Origin of the sequence: Pantoea sp. paga (assembly GCF_007558755.1) — a bacterium.
Lineage (GTDB): Bacteria > Pseudomonadota > Gammaproteobacteria > Enterobacterales > Enterobacteriaceae > Pantoea > Pantoea agglomerans.
Genome location: NZ_VLTF01000002.1, coordinates 561,575 through 575,164 on the forward strand (window position 1 = coordinate 561,575; position 13,590 = coordinate 575,164).

The 13,590-nt window shown below is 54.0% G+C and carries 10 protein-coding genes; 9 read left to right on the forward strand and 1 reads right to left on the reverse strand.

The genetic code is table 11. From position 1 onward, the window contains the following. The first annotated feature begins 540 nt into the window (after window positions 1-540). From FOV68_RS08265 to FOV68_RS08280, 4 genes are all read left to right on the forward strand, one after another. Window positions 541-1,521: a glycosyltransferase family 2 protein gene (locus FOV68_RS08265; RefSeq protein WP_033757180.1), complete on the forward strand. Its 981-nt coding sequence runs from the start codon at window positions 541-543 to the stop codon at window positions 1,519-1,521. Between the two features lie 101 nt (window positions 1,522-1,622). Beyond that, window positions 1,623-2,924 carry a flippase gene (locus FOV68_RS08270; RefSeq protein WP_031592844.1) on the forward strand — a complete coding sequence of 434 codons (1,302 nt, stop codon included), beginning with the start codon at window positions 1,623-1,625 and terminating at the stop codon, window positions 2,922-2,924. Window positions 2,925-3,058: 134 nt separating this feature from the next. Beyond that, on the forward strand, window positions 3,059-4,069 hold the full coding sequence (pyrD, locus tag FOV68_RS08275; protein ID WP_143990599.1) for a quinone-dependent dihydroorotate dehydrogenase: 1,011 nt from the start codon (window positions 3,059-3,061) through the stop codon (window positions 4,067-4,069). A 153-nt stretch (window positions 4,070-4,222) separates the two neighbouring features. Beyond that, a complete protein-coding gene (locus tag FOV68_RS08280; RefSeq protein ID WP_033757182.1) occupies window positions 4,223-4,765 on the forward strand; it encodes a cell division protein ZapC in 543 nt (180 codons plus the stop codon). On the opposite strand, the gene FOV68_RS08285 is transcribed toward FOV68_RS08280, so the two are convergent. Then, complete coding sequence (locus tag FOV68_RS08285; protein ID WP_069026029.1) at window positions 4,766-5,875, reverse strand: YcbX family protein; 1,110 nt, start codon at window positions 5,873-5,875, stop codon at window positions 4,766-4,768. 110 nt (window positions 5,876-5,985) lie between these two features. On the opposite strand from FOV68_RS08285, the gene rlmKL reads away from it, so the two are divergent. From rlmKL to pqiC, 5 genes are read left to right on the forward strand one after another with little or no spacing between them, the layout of a single operon-like run. Next, complete coding sequence (gene rlmKL / locus FOV68_RS08290; RefSeq protein WP_033785545.1) at window positions 5,986-8,100, forward strand: bifunctional 23S rRNA (guanine(2069)-N(7))-methyltransferase RlmK/23S rRNA (guanine(2445)-N(2))-methyltransferase RlmL; 2,115 nt, start codon at window positions 5,986-5,988, stop codon at window positions 8,098-8,100. Window positions 8,101-8,106: 6 nt separating this feature from the next. Further along, a complete protein-coding gene (locus FOV68_RS08295) occupies window positions 8,107-10,023 on the forward strand; it encodes an ABC transporter ATP-binding protein (RefSeq protein ID WP_031592840.1) in 1,917 nt (638 codons plus the stop codon). 14 nt (window positions 10,024-10,037) lie between these two features. Beyond that, entirely contained in the window at window positions 10,038-11,306 is a 1,269-nt protein-coding gene (gene pqiA, locus FOV68_RS08300; RefSeq protein WP_039387546.1) for a membrane integrity-associated transporter subunit PqiA, read from the forward strand. Next, the gene (gene pqiB / locus FOV68_RS08305; RefSeq protein ID WP_031592838.1) at window positions 11,293-12,936 is read left to right on the forward strand and encodes an intermembrane transport protein PqiB; all 1,644 of its coding nucleotides are present in this window, start codon (window positions 11,293-11,295) and stop codon (window positions 12,934-12,936) included. Before pqiA ends, pqiB begins: the two co-directional genes overlap by 14 nt. Beyond that, window positions 12,933-13,502 (forward strand): membrane integrity-associated transporter subunit PqiC, encoded by a 570-nt coding sequence (gene pqiC / locus FOV68_RS08310; protein ID WP_033757190.1) that lies wholly within the window; start codon window positions 12,933-12,935, stop codon window positions 13,500-13,502. Before pqiB ends, pqiC begins: the two co-directional genes overlap by 4 nt. The last annotated feature ends 88 nt before the right edge of the window (window positions 13,503-13,590 follow it).

The window sequence follows — 13,590 nt, forward strand, 5'->3', positions numbered from 1 at the left end:
TGATACGAGATCGTCAAAATGAGACGGTTCAGCAGAAAAAATAGCTTTCGTCTGATTGCTTAATCATTTTCCCTGAGAGTGGCGCGGCAATAAAGCGAAACGGCTGACAAAAAAGCGCTGCGAAGCAGCACAGAATCAGCTTATCTGCGGCAAGCATCTTTCAGGGATTAGGATTAGTTGCAGAAAGAAGACTGTAATAAAAATGAAGGAATGCTGAACTTATTCATCGTTTCAGATGTTCGCTTACAGATTCCTGAATCTGGTTACGTCTGCTTCACAGGGCTATTTTAAATCGATCATCAACGGTTTTAACATTAACGCAGGCTATAGATGCACTTTCGTTAACAGTGATTCTCACGTGAAACGTTAAGATAATTTTTACGACTGGTCTTTTTTCGCCTTACCGGTTTAAGATAATCAGGCTAAATGAAAGCCATCATAATATTAGCGTATTACTCTTTTCGACGTTTCGCCTCTGGTCATGCCCTGCATCTGGCGGGTGAATCGTATTGTCTTTTTTCTAACAGCAGAGAATTGCCTATGTCTGACACTTTATTATCAGTGATTATTCCTACTTACAATGTTGAAAAATATATTGTGGAGTGCGTCGATTCATTATTACGTCAGGTTAAAGCGCCCAATGAAATACTCATTGTGAATGATGGCTCCACCGATGGAACATTAGCCTTACTTGAACAGAATTATGCGCATCTTTCTCAGGTGAAAATAATTACCACTGAAAATGGCGGTGCCGGTCATGCACGGGATGTGGGTATTGAGCAGGCGCAGGGCCAGTTTCTCTTTTTCTGTGACCCGGATGACGTCGTAGCGGATGGGCTGGTAGCTGAACTGGCCATGGTGGCGGAAAAGCACCCTGAAACCAACCTGTTCTGTTTTAACTCCTGCGTCTACCGCGATGGTCAGACAGAGATCACATCGCCAAAAGTCAGACACGAACACTTCGGCCAGCAGAAATCGCAGGAAGTCTTATTGGGCCTGCTGCGTAACGGCAGCTATACCTCTGCGGCCTGGAGCTATGTCATCAGCAAACGCGTTATTGAGCAGCATAAATTACGCTTTGTTAAGCGCGTTCATGAAGATCACAATTTTACGCTCTCCTGCTTTATGAAAAGTCAGCAGGCATGGGTCAGTCATCAGGTCTATTATAAACAGCGTATTCGCAACGGCTCACTGACTAACAGTACCAAAAGTAATGAGTTTTTCTATCAGCGCTATGATGCCTTTATGCACGCCTACAACACCTTAACCTGTTCTCAGGTTAAATCAGCGTGGCGCGATACGCTGGAAAAAGCTTATTTAGTGCACTCGTTTCGTCTGATGATCTATTTGTCGCTCTATAATCGCACCCCTGTTCCGGAATATGTGCTTAACGCTATTCGCTTTATGGGCCGCAATGTGAAAACAGAGAGCTTTAAAGAGTGGTTATTGTTCAAACGTCCTGAACTGTTTATAGCGCTACAGCATTACAAGGTTAAAAAAGAGCTGAAAAACGCGGCCTGATTCTGAAAAACAGCCTGATTCTGAAAAGTGTTTAGCGATATTGTTTATGCCTTTACGAAATGAGAAGGTGAGACATGCAATGTGTATAAGGTTGTTGCGTCATGGCAAAAGTTCTCGATAAAAGTCTGGTTATTAATATTTTTTCGCTGCTGGCTTACCGCGGCGCGTCGTTTTTGTTCCCGCTGGCCACGCTGCCCTATCTTGCCCGCGTTCTGGGCGTAGAGCAGATGGGTACGCTGGCGCTGGCGATCGCCTGCGTGCTCTATTGCAGCACCATCTCCGACTGGGGATTCAATGTCTTTACCACCAAAGATATTGCTCACCATCGTGATGACAAAGAACGCGTCAGTCAGCTCTTCTGGTCAACGTTTAACGCCAAGCTGATGCTGCTGGTGGTCACCAGCGGCACGCTGCTGACCGCGACCTGGTTCAATCCCTCCTGGCACCCTCTGTTCTTCATCATTCTGGCGAACTGCACCACGCTGGTCGGCTCGCTGTTTTCATTTGGCTGGCTGATGCAGGGCTTTGAGAAGCTGGGTAAGACGGCGATGATCGCCACCTTCGGTAACTTCTGTGCGATTCCGCTGACCTTTTTGCTGGTGAAATCCCCGCAGGACACCTGGCTGGCGGCCCTGATCCCTGGCGCGGTCTCCATTATCAGCGCGGCGATTACGCTGAAGTTTGTGCTGGAGATGAAAGTCATTGGCCGCTATCGCTTTGAACCACGCGAAATCAAACAGCGCATCACCGACAGCATGGATGTGTTTATCGCCATTGCCGGCGCTAACCTTTTCAACAGCGTCAACGTGGTGATTCTCGCCTCCTTTGCTTCTACTTACATGGTCGGGATCTACAACGGCGCCGATCGCCTGCGTAAAGCGGCTAACTCTGTCCCGGAGCAGATCGGCAGCGCCTTCTTCCCGCGCGTCAGTCACCTGTTCGGCCGGGATAAACGGGCCGCGATTGCGGCGACACGTAAAAGCCTGCTGCTGTCGTTCTCCCTGAGTCTGGCAATTGTGATCTTTACCTGGTTTTTTGCTGACCTGGTGGTCTCAATCTTACTGGGTAAAGACTTTATCCCGTCGGCGGATGTGCTGCGCGTCTTTGTGCTCTGCTTCCTGTTTGGCAACATTGCCTATCCGGCTGGATTGCAGATTCTGATCCCACATGGTCTGGCCCGCCAGCGTATGTGGGTGATGATGGCCGCTGGTGTGGTTAACGTGCCGCTGTGCTGTTTCCTGGCGTGGAAGTTTGGCGCAATCGGTGCCGCATGGTCGATGGTCGGGGCTGAAGCGTTTGTCTGTCTCGGTATTTTTGGCATCATGCAACGTCACGGCATCCTGCGGGAATATCTGTTTCCCTCTGAGGTGAAAAATCACCCCGTAAACGATTCCGCCGCGTAAGATCAAAGCATTTTCAGATAGTTTTATGCATCTCCGCTGTTCGATTTACTTTTGCGCCAGAGCACTTTACCATTCTGGCGCACATTTTCCCGTGCACCGACTTCCACGATCGCTTCCGTCCTTCAGGAGAGTGCATGTTTTATCCTATCGTCCGACCGGCGCTGTTTAAACTCGACCCCGAACGCGCACACGAACTCACCTTTCAGCAACTGCGTTTTATGAATGGCACCCCGCTGGAGATGTTTTATCGCCAGAATCTGCCGTCGCGTCCGGTCACCTGTATGGGACTGACCTTTAAGAATGCCTTGGGCCTGGCGGCGGGTCTGGATAAAAACGCAGAGTGTATTGATGCGTTTGCGGCGATGGGCTTTGGTTTTGTTGAAGTCGGCACCGTCACACCACGCGCTCAGGCAGGAAATGATAAGCCACGCATGTTTCGTCTGGTCGAAGCGGGCGGAATTATCAATCGGATGGGATTTAATAATCTCGGTGTTGATCACCTGGTTGAGAACGTGAAGAAAGCGCGTTTTAACGGCGTGCTGGGGATCAATATCGGTAAAAATAAAGATACGCCGGTCGAGCAGGGCAAAGATGATTATCTGATCTGCATGGAGAAGGTCTATGCCCACGCCGGTTATATCGCCATCAATATTTCTTCGCCTAACACGCCAGGTTTGCGTTCGCTGCAATATGGCGAGGCGCTGGATGATCTGCTTTCTTCCATCAAACTGAAACAAAAAGAGCTGGAACAGCGTCATCTTAAATATGTTCCGCTGGCCGTAAAAATTGCGCCCGATCTCTCTGAAGAAGAGTTAATTCAGGTCGCGGACAGTTTAATACGTCATCAGATTGATGGCGTGATTGCCAGCAATACCACGCTCGATCGTTCGCTGGTGAGCGGTCTTAAGCATGCTGAGGAAGCGGGTGGGTTAAGTGGACGGCCAGTACAGTCGCGCAGTACGGCAGTGATCCAGCGCCTCTCTCAGGAACTGCAGGGACGGTTGCCGATTATTGGCGTAGGCGGGATCGATTCTCTGACGGCAGCGCGTGAAAAAATAGCCGCCGGGGCAACACTGGTTCAGATTTATTCAGGCTTTATTTATCAGGGACCAGGCTTAATTAAAGATATCGTCACCCATCTCTAAGACAATTCTCACAATGATTGGCCGGGGGGTTTATTTATCCCCTCGGCTCGTTTATATTTTGTCCTGTTGCACGCTTTTTCAGCTTTTCCTTATATTTCTTTTTTCGCTGAATTCTGCGTGATTTTTGGCGCAGCGGTAAATACAGGGCACACGATGAAAATTAAACCCGATGATAACTGGCGTTGGTATTTTGACAGCAGCCACGACCGAATGATGCTCGACCTGGCAGACGGTATGCTTTTCCGTTCCCGTTATTCCCGCAAAATGCTGACGCCGGATGCCTTCACTGAATCGGGTTTTTGTGTCGATGACGCTGCCCTTTATTACACCTTTGAAGAGACCTGCCGTCAGTGCAAACTCAGTGGCAGCCATCGCGCCGAACTGGTGTTAAATGCGTTGGTCGCTGCACGCTTCCTCAAGCCACTGATGCCGAAAAGCTGGCATTTCGCCTCTTATGCCCCGGCAATGCAGCCCCGTCCCGGTGAAATGGTGCAGGTTACGCTGGCAGAAGAGGGGACGCAGGCGCGTCTGCTGGTGGTTGAGAGTGGCGATAACGCGGCGCTCTGCCTGCTGGCGCAGCCGGGATTGACGCTGGCCGGAAAAAACATGGTGCTCGGCGATGCCATCAAGGTGATGAACGATCGCCTGCAGCCTCTGTATCAGGATGTCGCGCCGCGCTACGCCCGCGCAGTCTGATTACCTTAGTTCTACATCGCCAGCCGGAATACAACTGCAGCTCAACAGCGTGCCGTCCTGACGCAGGGCGCTCTGTTTCAGCGCCTTAACCTCACCCGCGACCAGACTCAGCTTGCAACTGCCGCACAGTCCCGCCCGACAGGAGTAGGGGATCCGGAAGCCCTGCATCTCCAGCTGATCCAGTAATACCTGCTGATTATCTCCGGTGAACGTATGCCCCTGAAACGTGATGGTCACGGCATCTGGCGCCTGCTGCTTTGGTTTCAGTGTTTCGACTACTTCACCGGCACCATAGCTGCGCGGTGCATGACGTTTCAGGACAATCATCTCATCACCGGCGCGCACCACCCCACTGTTGCGCGCCACTAAGTTCAGACCGAAATCAATATCCCCGCTGCCATCCAGGGCGGTACGGAACGTCTGCAGCGTGGCCAGCGGATGACCGGCAGGATGCTTAACGCCGGTCTCGGTGCTGACAGTGGTGAGCACGCAGCGACTGCATGGCTTAGGCACCTCGAATATCACGTCGCCAATCTGAATCTCCGCCCAGCTGTCTTCATCCCACGCGGCAGCGCCGCTGACGACCAGATTCGGACGAAACTGTTCGGCACGGACGCTGGCCGGGCAGCGCTGTTGCAGATCATGCAGCGACGCGTTGTTGATCAGCAAAAACGGAAAGCCGTCAGCAAAGCTCAGCGGAATATGATTAAACGCTTTAACCCGGCGGCTGGGTTGCGGCCCGACCCAGCGCAACTGAACCTCACGCGGGAAGAACTGGCTCAGCCATTGATTAATCGCACGCGGCGCTATGCGCGCGGTGAAATGGTTTCCCCAGACTTCGGTGGGGTGATCCTGCTCATCGAAATCGCTGAAGCGGATCAGGGAGTGACTGCCATCCGGGGCCGTCAGCAGCAGGCCATCCGGTAAAATAGCGGGTGTGAAGCGTACCATCTCCGGGTGCTGCCGGGCAGTAATAAAGGTGCCATCAGGTTCGGTCACCATAAACAGACGATCAAATGCCAGTCCGCTGTCAGTGACCAGCGCGTGTGACAGCGCTAATCCCCGCATCGACTTCACAGGATGAATAAATAAGCGGGAAAGCGTGATCATGGTGTTCTCCTTGAACCCGACGCGCGACACAAAAGAAGCTAACTTTATGACATAGGTCTCCGATTCGCTATAATGCGCGACAATTTTCTCAAGAGTTAAAAAGTGACGATATGAATTCTCTGTTTGCCAGCACGGCGCGTGGGCTCGAAGAGCTGTTAAAAAGTGAGCTGGACGCGCTGGGCGCGCAGGATTTGCAAGTGGTGCAGGGAGGCGTTCACTACGAAGCCGACGATCGCACCATGTACCAAAGCCTGATGTGGAGTCGTTTAGCATCACGCATCCTGTTGCCGCTGGGAGAGTTTGGCGTCTACAGCGATCTGGATCTCTATCTGGGTGTGCAGAGCGTGGATTGGCCGACGATGTTCGGCAGCGACAAAACCTTTGTCGTCCATTTCAGCGGCACCAACGATTCGATTCGTAACAGCCAGTTCGGCGCGCTGAAAGTTAAAGATGCCATCGTGGACAGCTTTACCCGTCAGAACCTCGAACGACCCAACGTCGATCGTGAGCAGGCAGATATCCGTGTCAACGTCTGGCTGAATGACGATCGCGCCAGCATTGCGCTGGATCTCAGCGGCAGCTCGCTGCATCAGCGTGGTTATCGCCAGCAGACCGGTCAGGCACCGTTAAAAGAGACCCTGGCGGCGGCCATCGTGCTGCGTTCTGGCTGGGAGCCGACGACACCGCTGATCGATCCGATGTGTGGTTCCGGTACGCTGCTGATTGAAGCCGCGCTAATCGCCTGCGATCGTGCGCCTGGCCTGCTGCGCAAGCACTGGGGCTTCACCGCCTGGAGCCAGTTTAACGCTGCGTTGTGGCAGGACGTTAAAACTGAGGCGCAGAACCGTGCCCGCACTGGCACGGCTGCCACCCAGGCGCGCTTCTTTGGCTACGACAATAATGGTCGGGTGCTGGAGTGGGCGCAGGCGAATGCCCGCCGCGCTGGGGTCTTTGAACTTTTCACCTTCGGCCAGCAGGATCTGCTGAAGCTGACTAATCCGGTCGACCCGGCGGTTCACGGTACGGTGCTGAGTAATCCTCCTTACGGTGAACGTCTGGAGAGCGAGCCAGCCCTGATTGCGCTGCACAGCCAGCTCGGACGTCTGATGAAGCAGCATTTTGGCGGCTGGAACCTGTCGCTGTTCAGCGCCTCGCCTGAACTGCTGAGCTGCCTGCAACTGCGTGCCGATCGCCAGTTTAAAGCGAAGAACGGTCCGCTGGATTGCGTGCAGAAAAACTATAAGCTGGCGGTTAACAGTCATGAAAGCGCCGGACAGATTGCGGAAGATTACGCTAACCGCCTGCGTAAAAACGTGAAGAAACTGGAGAAGTGGGCGCGTCAGGAAGGCATTGAATGCTACCGTATTTACGATGCCGATCTGCCAGACTACAACGTTGCTGTTGATCGCTATGGCGACTGGGTGATTATCCAGGAGTACGCGCCACCAAAAACCATCGATCCTGATAAAGCGCGTCAGCGTCTGTTCGATGTCATCAGCGCGACGCTGAGCGTGCTGCAACTGCCTGCTGACCGTCTGATTATGAAAACGCGTGAACGCCAGAAAGGCAAAGCGCAGTATCAGAAGCTCAGCGAGAAGGGCGACTATTTCGAAGTTAAAGAGTTTAATGCGCGTTTCTGGGTGAATCTGACCGACTATCTCGATACCGGCCTGTTCCTCGATCACCGCATTGCCCGTAAAATGCTGGGCCAGATGAGTCAGGGCAAAGATTTCCTGAACCTGTTTGCCTATACCGGTACCGCCAGTGTGCATGCCGGTCTGGGTGGCGCGCGTTCAACCACCACGGTAGATATGTCGCGTACCTATCTGGAGTGGGCGGAGCGCAACCTGCGTCTCAACGGACTGACCGGGCGTCAGCACCGTCTGATGCAGGCGGACTGCCTGAGCTGGCTGAATGAGAGTGATGAGAACTTTGACCTGATCTTTATCGATCCGCCAACTTTCTCCAACTCAAAACGTATGGAAGAGAGCTTCGACGTTCAGCGCGATCATATGATGCTGATGCGTAACCTGAAGCGCCTGCTGCGTCGCGGCGGCACCATCATGTTCTCCAATAACAAACGCGGTTTCAAAATGGACATGGATGGCCTGAAATCACTGGGCCTGCAGGCGCAGGATATTACCCAGAAAACGCAGTCGCAGGACTTCGCGCGTAACCGTCAAATTCACAACTGCTGGCTGATCACTCACGCCGGTAAGGAATAAGCTTACATGTCATTAATCAGTATCCACGGCGCTTATCTCTCCTTCAGCGATGCGCCGCTGTTAGACAACACCGAACTGCACATCGAAGAGAACGAACGCGTCTGTCTGGTGGGCCGTAACGGTGCGGGTAAATCCACGCTGATGAAAATCATCAATGGCGAACAGCCACTGGATGATGGCCGCATTATTTATGAAACCGATCTGGTCGTGGCGCGTCTGCAACAGGATCCGCCGCGCAATATTACCGGTTCGGTGTATGACTTCGTGGCCGAGGGCGTTGAAGAGCAGGCTGAGCATCTGAAAGCCTATCACGCCATTTCCCATGTGGTGATGGAAGATCCCAGCGATAAAAACCTCAACGAGATGGCGCGTCTGCAGAGCATTCTCGACCATCAGAATCTGTGGCAGCTGGAGAGCCGCATCCATGACGTGCTGGAGCAGATTGGACTGCAGCCCGATACCGAGCTGTCGTCGCTCTCGGGCGGCTGGCTGCGTAAAGCGGCACTGGGCCGGGCGCTGGTGAGTAACCCGCGCGTCCTGATGCTGGATGAGCCAACCAACCACCTCGATATCGAAACCATCGACTGGCTGGAAACGTTCCTGAAGAACTTTACCGGCAGTATCATCTTTATTTCCCATGACCGTTCGTTTATCCGCAACATGGCGACGCGCATTGTCGATCTGGACCGTGGCAAGCTGGTCTCCTGGCCGGGCAACTACGATCTCTATCTGGAAGGTAAAGAGGAAGCGCTGCGCGTTGAAGAGATGCAGAACGCCGAATTCGACCGCAAACTGGCGCAGGAAGAGGTATGGATCCGTCAGGGCATCAAAGCTCGTCGTACCCGCAACGAAGGTCGTGTGCGTGCGCTGAAAGCGCTGCGTCGTGAACATTCAGAACGCCGCGAAGTGATGGGCAAAGCCAATATGCAGGTGGGCGAAGCGTCCCGTTCCGGCAAGATTGTGTTTGAGCTGGAAAATGTCGACTACGCGGTCGATGGCAAAGTGCTGGTAAAGGATTTCTCAACCCAGGTGCAGCGTGGCGACAAAATTGCGCTGATCGGACCGAACGGCTGCGGGAAAACCACCTTACTGCGCCTGATGCTGCAGCAGCTTAAAGCCGATCATGGCCGCGTGCATTCCGGCACCAAACTGGAAGTGGCCTACTTTGACCAGCATCGCGCTGAACTGGATCCGGACCGCACCGTGATGGACAACCTGGCCGAAGGCAAGCAGGAAGTGCTGGTCAACGGCAAACCGCGCCACGTGCTGGGCTATCTGCAGGACTTCCTGTTCCATCCAAAACGTGCCATGACGCCGGTGCGCGCCCTTTCGGGCGGTGAACGTAACCGTCTGCTGCTGGCACGCCTGTTCCTGCGTCCCAGCAACCTGATGATTCTGGATGAACCGACTAACGACCTCGACGTCGAAACGCTGGAACTACTGGAAGAGCTGATTGATGGCTATCAGGGCACCGTCTTACTGGTGAGCCACGATCGTCAGTTCGTCGATAATACCGTTACCGAGTGCTGGATTTTTGAAGGCAACGGTGAGATTGGTACCTTTGTTGGCGGTTATCACGATGCTCAGCAGCAGCGCGCCGCCTACCGGCAGCACAAGGCGGCAGCACCGGCGAAAGCGACGGGTAACGCCTCTAAGCCTGCAGCAGAGAAGGGTGATGCGAAGCGTAGCGTGAATAAACTCAGCTACAATCTGGCGCGTGAGCTGGAACAGCTGCCGCAAAAACTGGAGCAGCTGGAAGCGCGTATCGGAGAACTGCAGGCGAAGATGAGTCATCCCGACTTCTTCAGTCAGGCACACGATCAGACGCAACCGGTGCTGGATAATCTGGCTCAGACTGAGCAGGAGCTGGAAACCGCTTTTGCGCGCTGGGAAGAGCTAGAGTCACTGAAAAACGGCGCGTAGGGCAGGGCTAACGGATGTGTTCAGCAGTGAAAAGTAACGCGTGGATGCTCTGTCCACAATGCGATTTAATGATTAAGCTGCCGGACATTCCCGTTGGCAGCCGTGCGTCATGCCCGCGCTGCCACACCTCCCTGACGGCCAACTGGCACGAACCGCGTAAACGACCAACGGGCTATGCGCTGGCAGCGCTGTTTATGCTGCTGCTGGCGAATCTGTTTCCTTTTGTCTCAATGAAGGTGGCGGGGCTGACCAGCCAGATCACCCTGGCGCAGATCCCTCAGGTGATGGTGACGGAAGACTACAGCAGTCTGGCGACGCTGTTCCTTCTCTTTGTGCAGGCGGTTCCGGCCTTCTGCATGATCACCATTATCCTGCTGGTCAATCCGGTCCCGTTGCCGACGCGCCTCAAAATCGGTCTGGCACGTATCCTGTTTCAGCTGCGTAACTGGGGCATGTCAGAAATCTTTATGGCGGGCGTGCTGGTCAGTTTCGTTAAGCTGATGGCCTATGGTGAGATCGGCCTGGAGACCAGTTTCTGGCCGTGGGTCCTGTTCTGTCTGCTGCAGTTGCGGGCCTTTCAGTGCGTTGATCGACGTGGCTTGTGGGACAGTCTGTCACCCCGACCTGCGCTGCCCCATCCGCCCGAAGTGGGCATTAGTGGTTTAGAGCAGGGTCTGCGCTCCTGTCCCTGCTGTACGGCCATTCTGCCGGAAGCAGAGCATAAGTGTCCCCGCTGCGGCGTCACGGCCGAGGCACGGCGTAAGCACAGCCTGCAGTGGACGCTGGCGCTGTTGTTCACCTCAATACTGCTTTATATCCCGGCCAACTTGTTGCCGATCATGGTGACGGAAACCCTCGGCACAGCCTATCCCTCCAATATTATGGCGGGGGTGATTGTGCTGTGGGGCGATGGCTCCTATCCGGTGGCGCTGGTGATCTTTATCGCCAGTATCATGGTGCCTACGCTGAAAATGCTGGCGATTGGCTGGCTTTGCTGGGATGCCAGCGGACGCGGACAGCGTGACAGCCACAGGATGCACAAAATTTATGAAGTGGTCGAATTTGTTGGCCGCTGGTCAATGATCGACGTGTTTGTTATTGCCGTGCTCTCTGCGCTGGTGCGCATGGGGCAATTAATGAATGTTTATCCCGCGTGGGGGGCAGTATTGTTTGCAATGGTGGTGATTATCACCATGATTGCTGCCATGACCTTTGACCCGCGATTAACCTGGGATCGTGTACGCGAAAACAATATGAAGGAGTCGCGCCTTGACGGAAACTAATCACGGCCATGCAAAGGTGGAACAGATTAAGCGCTGGTCGCCGGTCTGGATTGTCCCCATCGTTACGCTGTTAATCGGCGGATGGATCCTCTTTTATCACTTCAGCCATCAGGGGCCGGAAGTCACCCTCATCACCGAAAACGCCGAAGGCATTGTTGCGGGTAAAACCACGATTAAAAGCCGTAGCGTGGATGTCGGTGTGGTGGAAAGCGCGGTGTTAAGCGACGATCTCCACCATGTGGAAATCAAAGCGCGCCTGAATGCCGGCATGGGAAAATTGCTGCATAGTGACAGCGTTTTCTGGGTGGTGAAACCGCAGGTGGGTCGCGAAGGGATCAGCGGTCTCGGTACTCTGTTATCCGGTGCCTATATCGAATTGCAGCCTGGCACTAAAAGCCAGGCACCCGAGCAGTTTAAGCTGCTGGATGCGCCGCCGTTAGCGCCACCGGATGCCAAAGGCATTCGCATCGTGCTGGACAGCAAGAAAGCGGGTCAGCTCAATCCGGGGGATCCGGTGCTGTTCCGTGGCTATCGCGTCGGTACGGTCGAGACCAGCGCTTTTGATACCGAAAAACGTATGATGACCTATCAGCTGTTCGTCGCTGCGCCTTACGATCGCCTGATTACAACCAACGTTCGCTTCTGGAAGGACAGCGGCATCGCCGTGGATATGTCCGCTTCAGGAATGCGAGTGGAAATGGGATCGCTGACCACGCTGTTCAGTGGCGGCGTCAGTTTTGACGTGCCGGATGGCTGGGAGTTGGGTCAGCCTGCGAAGAATCAGTCTGACTATCATCTGTTTGACGATCAGCGCAGCATTCAGGACTCGCTCTACACCAACCATATTGATTACCTGATGTTCTTCACCGACTCCATTCGTGGTCTGCAGGCGGGTGCGCCGGTTGAGTTCCGCGGCATTCGCCTGGGTACCGTATCGGAAGCGCCATTGATGAAAGCCGGTCTGGACCAGGCGCTGAATAATGATTACCGCGTGCCGGTGCTGATTCGCATCGAGCCGGATCGCTTTATCAGCCGACTGGGTGAGAACTTCGATCTGCAACAGCATCTGCAGGATGGTAAAAAACGTGGCCTGCGTGCGACGCTGAAAACCGGCAGTCTGTTGTCGGGTGCGCTCTATGTCGATCTCGACTTCTATGACAATGCACCGCCTTACAAAGGTCCGCAGAAAGTCTCTGGCTATGAAGTTATCCCAACGGTTAGCGGTGGCCTGAGCCAGATTCAGCAGAAGCTGATGGCGGCGCTGGATAAGATCAACAGTCTGCCACTGAACGGTATGGTCAATGAAGCGACAGGTACGCTGAAAGAGAGCCAGAAAACGATGCGTGATCTGCAGCGCACCATCGACAACATCAACAAAGTCACCGCCAGTCCGGCTATGAAAACCCTGCCGGAAGACCTGCAGCAGACATTGCGCGAGCTGAACCGCAGCATGAAAGGCCTGCAGCCAGGTTCACCAGCCTACAGCAAGCTGGTGGGGGATATGCAGCGCCTGGATAAGGTTCTGCGTGAACTCCAGCCGGTGTTAAGAACGCTTAACACCAAGAGCAATGCGCTGGTATTTGAGGCAAAACCGGGACAGGATCCCCAGCCGAAGAGGGCGAAACAGTGAATAAAGGATTAATACTTTGTGCCGCGCTGGTGTTGAGTGCGTGCAGTAGCAGCGTTGACAATACCTGGTATCAGCTGCCCTCCGGGGCGGCTTCCATGCAGGTCAGCAGCAGCCAGCTGAATGAAGCGCAACCGATGTTGTGGGTGCAGCAGGTGACGGTGCCGGACTATCTGGCAGGCAACGGACTGGTTTATCAGACCAGCGATGTCAAATACGTTATCGCCGCGAATAATCTCTGGGCCAGCCCGCTCGATCAGCAGTTGCAGCAGACATTGATTACTAACCTGAGCAAGGCGCTGCCAGGCCGGCTGGTAGCCGGTTCACCTTTGGGCGCGCAGCACGATACGCTGAATGTGACCGTGACAGGCTTCCAGGGACGCTATGATGGCAAAGCAATCGTCAGTGGCGAATGGACGCTGGAACATCAGGGCCGGCTGACTAAACAGGCGTTTAACCTGGTACTGCCGCAGACCGAAGATGGCTACGATGCGATGGTCAGAACGCTGGCGGCGGGCTGGCAACAGACGGCGCAGAAAATTGCCAATAGTGTGGTTGCGTTAAATTAAGATTGATGTGAATAAATAAGCTAAGCCCCTGACCGATTGTCGTGCTTTTTCGACAGGGGTCAGGGGCTTTTTTATGAGCTTAATCATA